Origin of the sequence: Microbacterium sp. PMB16, assembly GCF_051294855.1 — a bacterium.
GTDB lineage: Bacteria > Actinomycetota > Actinomycetes > Actinomycetales > Microbacteriaceae > Microbacterium.
The window spans coordinates 3746530-3760968 of record NZ_CP145908.1; the positions used below are offsets into that span (position 1 = coordinate 3746530).

The 14439-nt window shown below is 68.1% G+C and carries 13 protein-coding genes; 1 reads left to right on the forward strand and 12 read right to left on the reverse strand.

Translation table 11 applies throughout. The features are described from left to right. Nucleotides 1–69: 69 nt before the first annotated feature. The 12 genes from V5D55_RS18050 to V5D55_RS18105 form a co-directional block, all read right to left on the reverse strand. On the reverse strand, nucleotides 70–1017 hold the full coding sequence (locus V5D55_RS18050; protein WP_435745709.1) for an FtsQ-type POTRA domain-containing protein: 948 nt from the start codon (nucleotides 1015–1017) through the stop codon (nucleotides 70–72). 3 nt (nucleotides 1018–1020) lie between these two features. Then, complete coding sequence (murC, locus tag V5D55_RS18055) at nucleotides 1021–2421, reverse strand: UDP-N-acetylmuramate--L-alanine ligase (protein WP_435745712.1); 1401 nt, start codon at nucleotides 2419–2421, stop codon at nucleotides 1021–1023. Between the two features lie 38 nt (nucleotides 2422–2459). Continuing rightward, nucleotides 2460–3536 (reverse strand): UDP-N-acetylglucosamine--N-acetylmuramyl-(pentapeptide) pyrophosphoryl-undecaprenol N-acetylglucosamine transferase, encoded by a 1077-nt coding sequence (locus V5D55_RS18060; protein ID WP_435745714.1) that lies wholly within the window; start codon nucleotides 3534–3536, stop codon nucleotides 2460–2462. Beyond that, nucleotides 3533–4738 carry a putative lipid II flippase FtsW gene (gene ftsW, locus V5D55_RS18065; RefSeq protein ID WP_435745716.1) on the reverse strand — a complete coding sequence of 402 codons (1206 nt, stop codon included), beginning with the start codon at nucleotides 4736–4738 and terminating at the stop codon, nucleotides 3533–3535. The genes V5D55_RS18060 and ftsW overlap by 4 nt, the downstream gene beginning before the upstream one ends. Then, entirely contained in the window at nucleotides 4707–6242 is a 1536-nt protein-coding gene (murD, locus tag V5D55_RS18070) for a UDP-N-acetylmuramoyl-L-alanine--D-glutamate ligase (protein ID WP_435745718.1), read from the reverse strand. Before murD ends, ftsW begins: the two co-directional genes overlap by 32 nt. Next, nucleotides 6232–7338: a phospho-N-acetylmuramoyl-pentapeptide-transferase gene (mraY, locus tag V5D55_RS18075; protein ID WP_435745720.1), complete on the reverse strand. Its 1107-nt coding sequence runs from the start codon at nucleotides 7336–7338 to the stop codon at nucleotides 6232–6234. The genes murD and mraY overlap by 11 nt, the downstream gene beginning before the upstream one ends. Next, a complete protein-coding gene (locus V5D55_RS18080) occupies nucleotides 7335–8747 on the reverse strand; it encodes a UDP-N-acetylmuramoyl-tripeptide--D-alanyl-D-alanine ligase (RefSeq protein ID WP_435745722.1) in 1413 nt (470 codons plus the stop codon). The genes mraY and V5D55_RS18080 overlap by 4 nt, the downstream gene beginning before the upstream one ends. A 27-nt stretch (nucleotides 8748–8774) precedes the next feature. Continuing rightward, nucleotides 8775–10544 (reverse strand): peptidoglycan D,D-transpeptidase FtsI family protein, encoded by a 1770-nt coding sequence (locus tag V5D55_RS18085; protein ID WP_435745724.1) that lies wholly within the window; start codon nucleotides 10542–10544, stop codon nucleotides 8775–8777. A gap of 37 nt (nucleotides 10545–10581) precedes the next feature. Further along, complete coding sequence (locus V5D55_RS18090; RefSeq protein WP_435745726.1) at nucleotides 10582–11145, reverse strand: hypothetical protein; 564 nt, start codon at nucleotides 11143–11145, stop codon at nucleotides 10582–10584. Beyond that, complete coding sequence (rsmH, locus tag V5D55_RS18095) at nucleotides 11142–12080, reverse strand: 16S rRNA (cytosine(1402)-N(4))-methyltransferase RsmH (RefSeq protein ID WP_435745728.1); 939 nt, start codon at nucleotides 12078–12080, stop codon at nucleotides 11142–11144. The genes V5D55_RS18090 and rsmH overlap by 4 nt, the downstream gene beginning before the upstream one ends. A gap of 102 nt (nucleotides 12081–12182) precedes the next feature. Beyond that, complete coding sequence (gene mraZ, locus V5D55_RS18100) at nucleotides 12183–12614, reverse strand: division/cell wall cluster transcriptional repressor MraZ (protein WP_307373208.1); 432 nt, start codon at nucleotides 12612–12614, stop codon at nucleotides 12183–12185. Between the two features lie 241 nt (nucleotides 12615–12855). Continuing rightward, entirely contained in the window at nucleotides 12856–13230 is a 375-nt protein-coding gene (locus V5D55_RS18105; protein ID WP_435745730.1) for a DUF3040 domain-containing protein, read from the reverse strand. Between the two features lie 85 nt (nucleotides 13231–13315). Between V5D55_RS18105 and V5D55_RS18110 the strand changes: the two genes are divergently transcribed. Beyond that, on the forward strand, nucleotides 13316–14416 hold the full coding sequence (locus V5D55_RS18110; protein ID WP_435745732.1) for a polyprenyl synthetase family protein: 1101 nt from the start codon (nucleotides 13316–13318) through the stop codon (nucleotides 14414–14416). Nucleotides 14417–14439 lie beyond the last annotated feature (23 nt).

Below are 14439 nucleotides of genomic sequence, written 5' to 3' on the forward strand. Positions count from 1 at the left end.
AAGGTAAGCGCCGCGCGCCCGCGTGGGCGCGACATCACGGGCGTGTCGCGCCATTCCCACCGAAAGCCGTCAGCCGACGACGGCGAGATGCGGAGAGGTGACGTCGATCGTCGCCGCATCGGGATTCGCGCGCATCGCGGTGGACAGCGTCAGGGCCTTCAGGCCCGAGTCTTCGGCACTCCCCCACACGATGGTCAAGCCGGAGTTCAGCGTCAACGTCACATCGTCGACGGTCGTCGCGCTGACCCCGGTCAGCCGCGTCCGGACATTCTCGGGGAGCGAACGGATGACGAGACCCGCGCTCTCGAAGGCGTCCGACTCGGCGCCGCCTTCGACATCGATCACGGGCTGTCCCGCCGGTTGGTCCGACGTGGTCGCGAGAGCGACCCCGGCAGCATCGACGAGCGTGTACCCGGCGCCCGAGCGGATCACGCCGACCGGCGTGCGCTCGATGATGCGCACCGTGAGGTCGTGCGGCGGCTTGGCCTCGAGGGCGTACGTCTCGATGAGCGGGAACGCGAGCAGCGCGGCCTTCACCTCGCTCGTGTCGACCAGCGCGAGCGGAGTTCCGAGCTGGTCTTCGAGTGCCGCCTCGATCGTGGCGGGGTCGAGCGTCGTCGCACCTGCCACCGTGATCTTCTCGACGGCGAACAGCGGACTGTACGCAGCCGCTACGCTGCCCCCGATGAGCAGCACGACAGCGCCGGCGACGCTCCACCAGATGATCCGGCGGCGCCGCGAGCGTTGAGTGAATCGTCGGATCTCGGCGCGCAGCGCCTTGCGTCTGGCCCGCGCCGCACGCCACACATCCCTGGTCGAGGTGAGTTGCGGTGCATCGCCGTCCTCAGTCGGCGGCTCGCCGATCCCGACCTCTGCGACCGAAGGGACTTCCCCTCCGGACAGCGGCAGGACTTCGGCCTCCGCCCGCTGCCGACGCTTCGGCCGCACCTGCTGCGACGCAGCATCCTTCTGCCCCTGACTCTCCGGGGTGGTCGGAAGGGGGGCGGGCCGGCGCATGCGTCACGCCTCGTCGGACCGACGGAGGGACTCGAGGACCTGCGGGATGATCTGGTAGACGTTCCCGCAGCCGAGCGTGATCACGAAGTCTCCCTCGCGTGCGACGGAGGCGGTGTAGTCGGCCGCCTGCTGCCAGTCGGCGACGTAGTGCACGTGGCCCTGATCGCGGAACGCGTCGCTGACCAGCTCGCCGGTGACACCGGGCACCGGATCTTCGCGAGCACCGTAGACGTCCAGCATCACGGTGTGATCCGCCAGCTCCTCGAGGACATCCGCGAACTCCTGGAACATGTGCTGGGTGCGCGAATAGGTGTGCGGCTGCTGGATCGCGATGATCCGGCCCGCGCCGGCGACGCTGCGCATGGCCTCGAGGGCCGCGCGCACCTCGGTCGGGTGGTGCGAGTAGTCGTCGTAGACCGTCACTCCCCGCTCCACGCCGTGCTGCTCCAGGCGGCGCACCGTGCCGGCGAAGCCTTCGACGGCGCGCACCGCATCGGCGAGCGGATAGTCGAGCGCCCGCAGGACCGTGACGGCGCCCGCAGCATTGATCGCGTTGTGCACGCCGGGGACCGCGAGCTGCATCCGCACGCTTTCGCCGTCATGGGTGACCGTCGCGGCGACCGGACCTGCGGCGACGATGTCGGTGACGCGTACGTCGGCGTCCTCCGCCTGTCCGAAGCTGATCACGTTCGCGTGCGAGATCCCCGCGCGGACGCGGAGTGCCCCGGCATCGTCGCTGGAGATGACGACAGCCTCGGAGGCCGCATCGGCGAACTGCACGAAAGCGTCGTGGAAAGCCTCGTCCGAGCCGTAGTGATCGAGGTGGTCGGGATCGACGTTGGTGATCAGCGCGACAGACGTGTCGTAGAGCAGGAACGTGCCGTCCGATTCATCGGCCTCGATCACGAACAGGTCGTCCGACCCGGTCGCGCTCGAGGTGCCCAGCTGCTCGATCACACCGCCGTTGACGAAGTGAGGATCGGCGCCGAGTTCGCGCAGAGCGGTGACGATCATGCCGGTCGACGACGTCTTGCCGTGCGCGCCGGCCACCGAGACGAGGCGCCGGGAGCCGATGAGCCAGTGCAGCGCCTGCGAGCGGTGGATGACGTGCAGGCCGCGCTCCTTCGCCGTCACGAACTCGGGGTTCTCCGGCCAGATGGCTCCGGTGTGGACGACCGTGTCGGCGTCGCCCAGATAGGCGGCGTCATGGCCGACGTGCACCGTCGCCCCGGCAGCGGCCAGCGCGCGCAGGTTGTCGCTGTCGGCACGGTCGGTGCCGGATACGCGGATGCCGGCGTCGAGGAACATCCTGGCGAGTCCGCTCATACCGGAACCACCGATGCCGATGAAGTGCGCGGAGGTGATCGTCTCGGGAATCGGGAGGGAGAGGTCGGGTCTGATCATGTCGGGTTCAGTCTACTTTTCTCACGTGCCTCGACGGCTCAGGCGGCGCCGAGCGCGCGGTCGAGCAGCGCGACGACGTTCTCTGTCCCGTTGCGAGTGCCGACGTTCTGGGCGGCCTCGGCCATCTGCGCGATCCGCTCCCTGTCGCCGAGCAGCGGCACCACGATCCGACGCACGGCGTCGCCGTTGAAAGTGGCGTCGTCCAGCAGCTGCGCAGCACCCGCGGCGACGGCGGACGCGGCGTTGAGACGCTGCTCGCCGTTGCCGACCGAGTACGGCACGTACAGCGCCGGGATCCCCAACGCGCTGACCTCACTCACGGTCGCGGATCCGGAGCGGGAGACGATCAGGTCGGCGAGAGCGAAGGCGAGGTCCATGCGGTCGATGTAGCGGAGCAGCGTGTAGTCCGCGACCTTCGGGTCGGGCATGTCGCTGCGCTCTCCCGTCACGTGCAGCAGCTGCCAGCCTGCGGCGAGGATGTCGCCCCAGGAGTCGGCCATGGCCTCGTTGAGGCGCTGCGCACCGAGCGAACCGCCGAAGACGAGCAGCACGGGACGATCAGGATCGAGACCGAAGTGCTCGGCCGCCTCTGCCCTGCTCGCCGCCCGATCCAGCGCGATCACCTCGCGCCGCAACGGCATGCCGACGACCTCGCCGCGACGCAGCGGCGTTCCGGCGAACGCGACGCCGACTCCGGCCGCGCGACGCGCTCCGAGCACGTTGGCCAGCCCCGGCTTCGCGTTGGCCTCGTGCACGACGAAGGGCACCCCCTCGCGGCGGGCCGCGACATAGGCGGGTGCCGATGCATAACCCCCGAAGCCGACGACGATGTCGACGTGATGCTGACGGATGTGTGCGCGCGCCTGCGCGACGGCACGGCGGAACCGGGTCGGGAACGCGGCCGCCTGTCGATTGGGACGCCGCGGGAAGGGAACCTTGTCGACCACGAGCAGCTCGTACCCGCGCTCGGGGACCAGCCGCGACTCCAGCCCCTCGGCGGTGCCGAGGACGAGGACGGATGCATCGGCGTCGCGTTCGCGCAGTGCATCGGCGACGGCGAGCAGGGGATTGACATGGCCGGCGGAGCCACCGCCGGCGAGGAGGTACGAGGTCACCTGGTGACCTTACCCCGCCCTGCTGACCGCTTCTCCTCGGCGGGTAGCGTGCGCGCGAAGGCGAGCAGCACACCGCAGGCGATGAGCACCGCGAGCAGCGCCGTACCACCCTGGGACATGAACGGGAGGGGCACACCCATGACAGGGAAGATGCCGATGACGACTCCCACGTTGAGCACCGCCTGCCCGACGATCCAGACCGTGATGCCGCCGGCGGCGACGCGGATGAACGGGTCCGGCGTCTTGCGGATGATGTGGAACGCACCGACGGTGAAGAACGTGAACAGGGCGAGCACGACGATGCATCCGATCAGCCCGAGCTCCTCTCCGACGATCGCGAAGATGAAGTCGTTGCCCGCCGCGGGGAGCCAGCCGTATTTCTCCTGCGAGTTGCCGAGCCCGAGGCCGAAGACGCCGCCGGAGGCCATTCCCCAGATTCCGTGGATCGACTGATAGCAGTCGTTCTCGTACGCGGTCATGTCGTCGCACGTGGCCGTGATGCGCCGCATCCGGTCCTGACTCGACAGCGCGTAGGCGAGCACGGCCGCGACGCCGAGGATCACCGGGATGATGAACAGCCGCAGCTTGACCCCGGAGAAGAACAGGCACCCCAGCAGGATGAGGACGAGCACCATCGCCGTACCGAGGTCCTTGCCGGCGAGCACCGTCCCGATAGCGAGCGCGCCGACCGGGATGACCGGGATGAAGACGTGATGCCAGGTGCCGAGCATGGTCTGCTTGCGCAGCAGCACGGCGGCGATCCACAGCGCGAGAGCGAGCTTGAGGAACTCGGACGGCTGGAGCTGGAAGCCGGCGACCTGGATCCAGTTCCTGTTACCGCCGTCGGCGATGCCGAGGGGTGTGAACACGAGCATCTGCAGCGCGACAGCGCCGAACAGCGCGGGCCACGCCATCTTGCGGAGGAACGCGACCGGTAGACGGCTGATCAGGAACATCAGCGGGATGCCGAGAAGGGCGAACATGCCCTGGCGCAGCACGCCTCCCATCGGATCCTTGCCCTCGGCCACGGCGGTCGCGCTCGTGGCGGACAGCACCATCACCAGACCGAACAGCGTCAGCAGCAGAGCGGTCGATGCGATGAGGAGGAACTCACTCGACACGGGCGTGAACCGGCGTCCGAGGGAGACCCTGGCGGCCAGGCCGCCGGATTCAGACCGCGGAGGGCGAGCTACCTGCGTCATCGGCGCTCCCCCGGTCGATCCATTCCCGCACCGCGTCGGCGAAGCGGTGGCCACGATCCGCGTAACTGGAGAACTGGTCGAAGGATGCCGCCGCGGGAGCCAACAGAACTGTGCCCTCGTCGCCGACGATCTCCGCCGCGATCTCCACGACTCGGTTCATGACCTGTCCAGTCTCGCCAGCATCGACCTCGAACACCGGCACCACGGGCGCGTGTCGCCGGAATGCTGTGACGACGTCGGTGCGTTCGACGCCGATCACGACGGCGGCACGAGCCGTCGCGCCGACGTCGGCGACGAGCTCCGCGATGTCGACACCCTTCAGATCCCCGCCCACGACCCAGACCGCGCCGGGGTAGGCGCGCAGCGAGGATGCGGCGGCGTGCGGGTTCGTGGCCTTGGAGTCGTCGACCCAGGTCACCCCCGCGTGGCGGGCGATGACCTGGATGCGGTGGGCGTCCAGCTCGAATTTCTGCAGCGCGGCGTGGATGGCCTCCGGCTCGGTGCCGAGCGAGCGCGCGAGGGCGCTGGCGGCGAGGATGTTCTGCACGATGTGCGGTGCGGCGAGCCCGACGTCCTGGAGGGCCGCGACCGTCGTCAGCTCGAGCGCGCTCCGGGCTCGATCGTCGAGGAACGCGCGGTCGACGACCAGCCCCTCCACGATGCCGAGGTCACTGGGGCCGGGGATGCCGAGATCGAAGCCGATGGCGCGGGCGCCCTCCGTGACCTCCGCCTCTTCGACCATGCGCCGCGTGGCGGCATCCGCCTTGTTGTACACGCAGGCGACACGGGTGTTCCGGTACACGATCGCCTTCGCATCGCGGTACGCCGCAGCGCTTCCGTGCCAGACGAGGTGATCGTCGGCGAGGTTGAGGCACACGGCCGCGAACGGCGACAGCTCCCCCTCGGGGCGCGACTGCCCCAGGTACCAGAGCTGATGGCTGGAGAGCTCGACCACCAGCACGTCGAAGCCCTCGGGGTCGCGGACGGCGTCGAGGACGGGCACGCCGATGTTGCCGCAGGGCGCGGCACGCAGCCCGCCCTCCACGAGAAGGGATGCCGTCAGTCGGGTCGTCGTCGTCTTGCCGTTCGTGCCGGTGATCAGCACCCAGTCGGCCGGTGTCCCGTCGTCGCGCACGACCTTGTCCCGAAGACGCCAGGCCAGTTCGATGTCTCCCCAGAGGGGGACGCCGGCATCCTGTGCCCACCGGATGAGCGGATGCGACGGCGAGAACCCCGGCGACGCGATCACGACCTCTGGCGCGAACTCGACGAGCGCCGGCGGCACCTCGGCGAGGGAGCCGAGTTCGAGTCGCGCGCCGATGACGGGCAGCAAGCGGGCGTATTCCTCTTCGGCGGTCTCGCTGAGCACCAGCACATCGGCGCCGAGTTCAGCGAGCGTGTCGGCCGCCGAGAAGCCCGTCATCGACAGGCCGAGCACCGCTGTGCGCAGTCCGCGCCAGTCGGCGTTCCAGCTGGTGAGGGAACTGAGACGGTCAGCCGACACGCGTCAGCCACTCGACGTAGAACAGTCCGATCGCGGACACCGCGAGAAGACCCGCGATGATCCACATGCGCACCACGATCGTGACCTCGGACCAGCCGCGCATCTCGAGGTGATGATGGAACGGACTCATCAGGAAGAGCCGCTTTCCGCGGGTGATCTTGAAGTAGGTGCGCTGCAGGATCACGGATCCGGAGGAGAGGACGAAGACACCGGCGATCACGAGGAGCAGCAGTTCGGTGCGGGTGAGGATCGCCATCGCGGTGACGACGCCGCCGATCGCCATCGATCCGACGTCGCCCATGAAGACCTTGGCCTTGGGGGCATTCCACCAGAGGAATCCGATGAGTCCCGCGGCGAACGATGCCGCGATGATCGCGAGATTGAACGGGTCGCGCACCTCGTAGCATCCGCCGAGCGAGTCCGGATCCCCTCCGATGCACGGCTGCTTGAACTGCCAGAAGGCGATCACACTGTATGCGCCGACCACGATCACTCCGGCACCGGCGGCGAGCCCGTCGAGTCCGTCTGTGAGGTTCACGCTGTTCGACGTCGCGACGCCGATGATCGCGATCCATGCCAGGTACAGGGCCCACCCGAGAACCACACCGAAGGCGAAGAGGTTCAGCCAGGTGATGTCGCGGAACAGCGAGATCGACGCACTCGCCGGCGTCTGGCCGAACTTGTTCGGGAAGCTCAACGCGACGATGCCGAAGGGGATGATCACCAGGAGCTGGCCGATGATCTTCCGCCACCCCGAAAGTCCGAGGCTGCGCTGACTCCGCACCTTCATGTAGTCGTCGATGAATCCGACGGCGCCGAAGCCGACCATCAGCCAGATCACCAGCAGTGCCGAGAGGGCGGGCACTTCTCCGCTCACGAAGACGCCGGTGAAGTACCCCACGATCGAGCCGGCGATGAAGATCACACCGCCCATCGTCGGCGTGCCCCGCTTCGCCTCGTGGCTCGGGTTCTCCACCGCCTCGGGGGTACGGATGACCTGCCCCCAGCCCCACTTCCGGAAGAGCCGGAGGAAGACGGGAGTCAGGAACAGGGTGAAGGCGAGCGATATCGCCGCCGCCATGATGAGAGACCTCACGAGAACAATTCTCCCAGACGATCGCCGAGATGCCTGAGGCCCACGGAATTGGATGACTTCACGAGCACACGATCTCCGTCGCGGAGCTCGGTGCGCAGGTATTCGAATGCGGCTTCCTGGTCGGGAAGGTGCACGGCTTCGCTGTCCCACGACCCTTCGCCCACGGCGGAGAGGTAGAGCCTCCTGGCTTCGGGGCCGACGACCACGATCCGCTGGATGTTCAGCCGCACCGCGAGCAGCCCGATCCGATCGTGCTCCTCACCGGCGTTCTCGCCGAGCTCGGTCATAGCGCCGAGGACCGCGACGGTGCGCTCTTCCGGTGCGGTGATCTGGGCGAGCGTGCGAAGGGCCGCCGCCATCGAGTCCGGGCTGGCGTTGTAGGCGTCATTGATGATGCGCACTCGCTCGTTGCCCAACGGCTGCATCCGCCAGCGCTCGGCGATCTCGACCGTCTCGAGGCGGGCTACCGCATCCGCGAGCGGCACGCCGAGGACGAGTGCGGCGGCGATCGACGCCAGCGCGTTCGTGACGTGGTGGGCGCCGAGCACCCGCAGACGCAGCGGAATCCGCTCGCCTCCGGCCTCGATCATGCAGGAGGTGCCGGATGCCGTGACGTGGATGTCATCGGCCCGCACATCGGCGGCGCTGCTCTGCCCGAATCCGACGACGCGCATTCCGCGGGACTCCGCGAGCTGACGCATCGCCGCGACGCGGGCATCGTCGACGTTGAGCACGGCCGTGCCGGAGGTCCGAGCGGCCGCCACCAGCTCGGCCTTTGCCTTCGCGGTCTCCTCGATGCCGCCGAAGCCGCCGGCATGGGCAAGTCCCACCATCAGCACGACGGCGACGTCCGGCTCCACGAGGCCGGCGAGGCGCGCGATGCTGCCCGGCGCAGCCGCGCCGAACTCGCTCACCAGGAACCGCGTGTCATCCGTCACGCGGAGCATGGTGACGGGAGCGCCCACCTCGTTGTTGAACGAGTTGATCGGGGCAACGGTCTCGCCGTCGTCGGCGAGGATGCGCGCGAGGAAGTTCTTCGTGGTGGTCTTGCCGTTCGAGCCGGTGATACCCACGATCCGCAGGTCTCCCCTGGCTCGGACCCGCGCGACGACGTCCCTCGCCAGATCACCGAGGGCGGCGACGGCGTCCGGGACGACGACCTGCGACACCGGCACATCAACGACGTGCTCGACGATCGCCAGCACGGCACCCGCAGCCACTGCAGCGCCCACGAATCGGTGTCCGTCGGTCTCGGCCCCGGGCTTCGCGACGAAGATCGAACCGGGCACCATGTTTCGGGAGTCGGTATCGACGAGACCGTCGACCGTGGTCTCGGTCGTGTGCTCTCCGGCCACGCGCAGTTCACCACCGACAGCGGCGGCGACTTCAGCGAGCGTCAGGGCGATCATGTCATCTCCAGGCGCGGCTCTCGCCGGCTATCCGAACTTGGGAAGCAGCTCATCCATGGGGACAGTGGACGGCATCACGCGATAGGTCTTCATCACCTGGGTCATCGCCTTCTGGAAGGCGGATGCGGTGGCCGCGGACGATACAACCTTAGTCGGCTCGTCGAGGGTGACCACGACAACGTACTGGGGGTCGTCCACCGGGGCGAAGCCCACCATGCTGGTGTAGTAGACCCCGGCCTTATAGCCACCCTTGTTGTCTGAGACCTGCGCCGTACCGGTCTTGCTGGTCACGCGGTAGCCCGGCACCTTGATCCGGTCGGCGTTGCCACCCTGGACGGCCACGTTCTCCAGCATCCGGGTCAGCTCGGATGCCGTCTTCTCGGTGACGATCTGCTCGTGCTTCGGCTTCGCCGGCACGGCGACGGCGCCGTCGGCCCCTGTGCACGATTCGATCAGCGAGAGGTCGATCTTCTCGCCGCCGTTCGCGATCGCCTGGTAGGCGCCGGCGAGCTGTGCGGCCGTCACCGTGAAGTACTGACCGAACGTGGTCGTGTAGAGCGACTGGTTGTCCCATTCGCTGACCGGGTGCAGCGTGCCGGCGACCTCGCTCGGGAGTCCGATCGTCTTCTCGCCGACACCGAAGCGGGACAGGTAGTCGTAGCGGACCTCGGGGCTGACCATCGTGCCGAACTTCGACAGCGCAACGTTCGAGGAGTCGATCAGACCGCCCGCAAGCGTGTAGTTGTACGCCGGGTGGGTGAACGCGTCGTTGATGACCGCGCCGTTCGGGAAGGTCTCGCGCGACGACGCGGTGACGGTGCTGAGCGGGTTCAGGCCTGCGCCTTCGATCGCTGCCGCGGCCGTGATCGCCTTGAAAGTGGAGCCCGGCTCGAAGTCGTGGTGGAAGATCTCGCTCCCGAACCCGTCCGCGGTGATCGTATCCAGGTCGTTGGGGTCCAGCGCAGGCCACTCGGCAGCGGCGCGGATCTTCCCGGTCTTGACTTCGACGACCGTGACCGTTCCCCCCTTGGCGCCCTGCTTCTGCGCCTCTTCGGCAATCATCTGCTGCAGGTACCAGTTCAGGTCGCTGTTGATGGTCAGCTGCACCGATCCGCCGTTGACGGCGTCGACAGTGCGTTCGCTTCCGGGGATGATCACGCCGTCTCGGCCCTGACGGTAGGTGAACTCGCCGTCGACCGGCGCGAGGCATTTCTGCTCCAGCTTCTCGACTCCGGCCTGCGCGGTGCCCGAGTTGTCGAGGAAGCCCAGGAGGTTGCCTGCGACGGCGCCGTTCGGATAGACCCTCGTCTCGCGCGGCTTCATGCTGAGGTAGGGCGACAGGCCCAGGTCGCGCAGCGCGATGTACTGCTCAGTGTCGAGTGACTTCTTCAGGGGCGCGTATTGGCTGTCCGGGTTCTCGGCGAGCGCGTCCGCGACGATCTTGCGGACCTCGTCGCCGGTCTGGCCGGTGATCTTCGCGATCTTGTCGGACGCTTCCGCCCACGGGAGCTTCGGCTTCTTCTCTTCCAGCGTCATGATCACCTGCGGGCTCAGCTGCGCGTCGTAGACCAGCACGCTGGAGGCGAGCACCGTGCCGCTCGCGTCGACGATCGTCCCGCGCTGTCCGGGGATCGAGTCGCCGACACCGAGCTTGGTGAGCGAGTTCGCGACGTGTTCGTCCGCGCTCACGACCTGGATGTCGACGAGGCGCACGACGAACGTCGCCAGCACCGTGAGGATGACGGCGAGGGCGACCACTGTGCGTCGCCGCGGTCCGCGGGTGGCTCTTGTCGTCATGCGATCTCTCCGTCAGATCAGGGGCGGTAAACGGGCGTCAGTGCGTGAGGGGACTCGGAAGGCCGTCGGTGATCGCCGGCGGAAGATCCTGTGTGGTCGTGTCGGTCGCTCCGCCTTCGGTGGCGGGCGTCTCGGCCGGAGGGGCGGTGATCAGGGCGTTGCCGACCGCGCCTGCCCCCTTCGGGTCGACGGTCGAGATCCCATCCGCACCGGCTCCGCTCCCGAAGACGGTGCCGTCGCTCAGACGCAGGTACGACGGCGAGCCGGCGACCACCATCCCGAGGCTCGCAGCGCCGGTGGCGAGCACCTGAGGAGAGCTCATGCCGGTCAGTTCCTCGTTCAGAGCGTGCGTGCGAAGGTCGAGCTCGCGCTGCTGCGAGGAGAGGTCCTTCAGCGCGAAGGAGTCCTGCGTGATGGCGAGCGACAATGCGATCTGGGCGGCGCCGATCGCGAGGGCTCCGCCGAGCGCGATCAGCGCATAGGCGAGTTTGGGCTTGCGACGGACGGCGGGGCTGGTGACGGGCTGCAGTCGTCTCTTCGGGACGCGTGCCGGTTCGACCGGCTGCGCCGGCTTGCGGACTGCCGCGGCGTTCAGGCTCATGCGCTCTCCCGCAGTTTCTCAGCGGCGCGCAGGCGCACCGGGATCGCGCGCGGATTGCGCGCGCGCTCGTCGTCTCCCGCCATCTCCGCGCCCTTGGTGAGGATGCGGAAGCGCGGGGCGTGTTCGGGAAGTTCGACCGGGAGCCCTGCGGGTGCCGTCGAGGCGGATGCCGCGGCGAACGCCTGCTTGACGAGGCGGTCCTCGAGCGACTGGTACGACATCACGACGATGCGTCCGCCGACGCCCAGCGCGTCCATCGCGGACGGGATCGCGTCCGCGAGAACGTTCAGCTCGGCGTTGACCTCGATGCGCAGTGCCTGGAAGACCCGCTTCGCGGGATGTCCGGCACGCTGAGCCGCAGCGGGCGTCGCGGCGATGAGGATCTCGACCAGCTCTCCGGATCGCGTGATCGGCTGCTTCTGCCGAGCGTCGATGATGAAACGCGCGTAGCGTCCGGCGAGCTTCTCCTCGCCGTAGCGTTCGAAGATGCGCCGGAGGTTGCCCTCGTTGTAGGTCGCGATAACGTCAGCGGCGGTGACGCCCTTGGTCTGATCCATGCGCATGTCCAGCGGCGCATCCTTCGAGTACGCGAAACCGCGCTCTGCCTCGTCGAGCTGCAGCGAGGAGACACCCAGATCGAAGAGGATGCCGGAAGCTCCCTGCGCGTGAAGACCGATCTCGTCGTACACCGTGTGCACGAGAGTGACGCGGTCCTCGAATCGGGCGAGCCGCTCCCCTGCGATGCGCAGAGCGTCGGTGTCGCGGTCGAGGCCGACCAGTCGGATGTGCGGGAACCGCTCGAGCAGGGCTTCGGAGTGGCCTCCCATGCCCAGAGTGGCGTCGACGAGCACCGCTCCGTCGGCCTGGAGGGCCGGGGCGAGCAGCTCGACACAGCGGTCGAGCAGGACGGGGGTGTGGATGTCGCGGAGGCTCATGATCTTTCTCGGGTTGACCTTCGGCTCTGATCCCCCTCCGCTTCTCGACCCGGCACCGGGGAAGTGTGTCGGGGCGGGAGCGGCGGGGCATCACAGCCGTGGTCAGAAGAGTCCCGGAATCACCTCCTGCTCCAGATCGGAGTAGGTCTCCTCGCCGGCGGCGAGGTAGCTGTTCCAGCTCTCCGCATCCCAGATCTCGGCATGTGCGCCGACTCCGGTGACGATGAGCTCTTTCTGAAGGCCTGCGTACTGACGCAGGTGGGCGGGGATGGTGATGCGGTTCTGACTGTCGGGCATCTCCGCGCTGGCGCCGGAGAGGAACAGACGCATGAAGTCACGCGCCTGCTTGTTGGCGAGCGGCGCCTGACGGATCCGCTCGTGCATGGTCTCGAACTCGGCCGTGCTGAAGACGTAGAGGCAGCGTTCCTGACCACGCGTGACGACGATGCCGCCACCGAGGTCTTCGCGGAACTTCGCAGGAAGGATGACCCGTCCTTTGTCGTCCAGCTTCGGGGAATGCGTCCCTAGCAACATCGGCCATCACCCCCTCTCCGTCCGGCCAACTCGAGGTGCGCCCCACTTTACTCCACTTTCCTCCACTTACCTACGACAATTCCACGGCAGCCCCCACACTCGACGATCGGGCGCGCCGAAGTTCCGCGGAATTCCGCGGTGGAGCGAGGTGGAGGGAAAGTGGAGGGCCGGAGCAGCATCCGCCATCAACGCAAAGAAGCCCGGATGCTCAGCATCCGGGCTTCTTCAGAGAGTGGAGTGGTCAGTGACCGTCTTGGCGGCGATCCCATCGATCGTTCATGCGATCCATGAAGGATGCCGAACTCTGCGGCTTCGAGGCGGCGCGTTCGCGAGGGACCACCGGGGTGGTGCGGCGGACGGGAGTGACGGCGAACATGACACCGGCGAGCATCGCGGCGAAACCGACGACCCCGACCACGATGCCCCAGACGTCGCCGATGATGACTCCGGCGATGAGTCCGCCGATACCGACCAGCAGCAAGAGCGCCCCGTAGACGAGATTGCGGTAGCTCAGAGTGCGATCGCCCGAAGGCGCACTCACGACGTCGGCGTCGTTGTGGAGGAGATGGCGTTCCATCTCATCGAGCAGACGCTGCTCCTGTTCGGAGAGTGGCATTTCGTCCCCCTCGGGTATGGTCCTTCTCATTCTACGCGCGCCGAGGCGCTCGGGGCTAGCCGATCGAGGCCTCCTTGCTTTACGTATGCTGGGAGTCGTGCCGACCCCCTCACTCGTCTCCGACGCCGTCGCCGACCGCCTGGAGCGCTTCCTCGGACGGATGCGAGCCGAATCCGAGGAGTACGGCCCCGACGCAATGTCCTTCCTGGATGCCGCGGCGAGCACGCTGGTCGGCGGCAAACGCCTCCGCGCACGTTTCTGTCATTCCGGATGGCGCTCGATCGCACGATTCCGCGACCACGGTGCGACCGAAGACGACGCGCTCTGGGACGTCTGCGCCGCCCTCGAGATCTTCCAGTCCGCCGCTCTCGTCCACGACGACCTGATCGACAACTCGGACACCCGGCGCGGCCGCCCTGCTGCTCACCGTGCTCTCGAGTCCTCGCATCGCTCGGCCGGATGGGCCGGTGATGCCGAAGGCTTCGGCCGCGCAGCGTCCGTGCTCCTCGGCGATCTGCTCGTCGCGTGGAGCGACGACCTGCTCGAGGCGGCACTGGACGCCCACCCCCGCGCACGCGCCGTGCGGTCGGAGTACGCCCGGATGCGTCGAGACGTGACCACGGGACAGTACCTCGACATCGCCGAGGAATCCGCGTGGAGCGTGAACGACGGCGCACAGCACGCGGAGCGGGCGCTGCGGGTGGTGTCGCTCAAATCCGCGCGCTACAGCATCGAGCAACCCCTCGTGCTCGGCGCCGCACTCGCCGGAGCGGACGACGATCAGCTGGCTGCCCTGCGGCGGTTCGGGCATCCGGTCGGGATGGCATTCCAACTGCGCGACGACGTCCTCGGGGTCTTCGGCGACTCGTCGGTCACCGGCAAACCCGCGGGTGACGACCTGCGAGAGGGCAAGCGCACAGTGCTCGTCGCCCTCACCAGGGAGTCGCTCGACCCCTCCGCCCGCAGCATCCTGGACGAGATGCTCGGCGACCCGGAACTCACAGAGCAGCAGGTGTCGTTCCTGCAGGCGACGATCGAGGGATCCGGTGCCCTTGAACGCGTGGAGGCGATGATCGCCGACTACGCGCATCAGGCCGATCGGGCACTCTCGGGCTCTCGGCTCGACAATGCCGCCGTCGGTGACCTGCGCGATCTGGCCAGGGCGGCGACGGTGCGCTCAGCCTGAGGCCGCCGGCCGGACGCGCGCGA

What these genes read in the sequence shown, in the direction of transcription:
- V5D55_RS18050 (WP_435745709.1), bottom strand. Translation starts at nt 1,017, where the DNA reads ATGCGCCGGCCCGCCCCCCTTCCGACCACCCCGGAGAGTCAGGGGCAG.
- murC (WP_435745712.1), bottom strand. Translation starts at nt 2,421, where the DNA reads ATGATCAGACCCGACCTCTCCCTCCCGATTCCCGAGACGATCACCTCC.
- ftsW (WP_435745716.1), bottom strand. Translation starts at nt 4,738, where the DNA reads ATGACGCAGGTAGCTCGCCCTCCGCGGTCTGAATCCGGCGGCCTGGCC.
- V5D55_RS18080 (WP_435745722.1), bottom strand. Translation starts at nt 8,747, where the DNA reads ATGATCGCCCTGACGCTCGCTGAAGTCGCCGCCGCTGTCGGTGGTGAA.
- V5D55_RS18085 (WP_435745724.1), bottom strand. Translation starts at nt 10,544, where the DNA reads ATGACGACAAGAGCCACCCGCGGACCGCGGCGACGCACAGTGGTCGCC.
- V5D55_RS18090 (WP_435745726.1), bottom strand. Translation starts at nt 11,145, where the DNA reads ATGAGCCTGAACGCCGCGGCAGTCCGCAAGCCGGCGCAGCCGGTCGAA.
- rsmH (WP_435745728.1), bottom strand. Translation starts at nt 12,080, where the DNA reads ATGAGCCTCCGCGACATCCACACCCCCGTCCTGCTCGACCGCTGTGTC.
- mraZ (WP_307373208.1), bottom strand. Translation starts at nt 12,614, where the DNA reads ATGTTGCTAGGGACGCATTCCCCGAAGCTGGACGACAAAGGACGGGTC.
- V5D55_RS18105 (WP_435745730.1), bottom strand. Translation starts at nt 13,230, where the DNA reads ATGCCACTCTCCGAACAGGAGCAGCGTCTGCTCGATGAGATGGAACGC.
- V5D55_RS18110 (WP_435745732.1), top strand. Translation starts at nt 13,316, where the DNA reads ATGCTGGGAGTCGTGCCGACCCCCTCACTCGTCTCCGACGCCGTCGCC.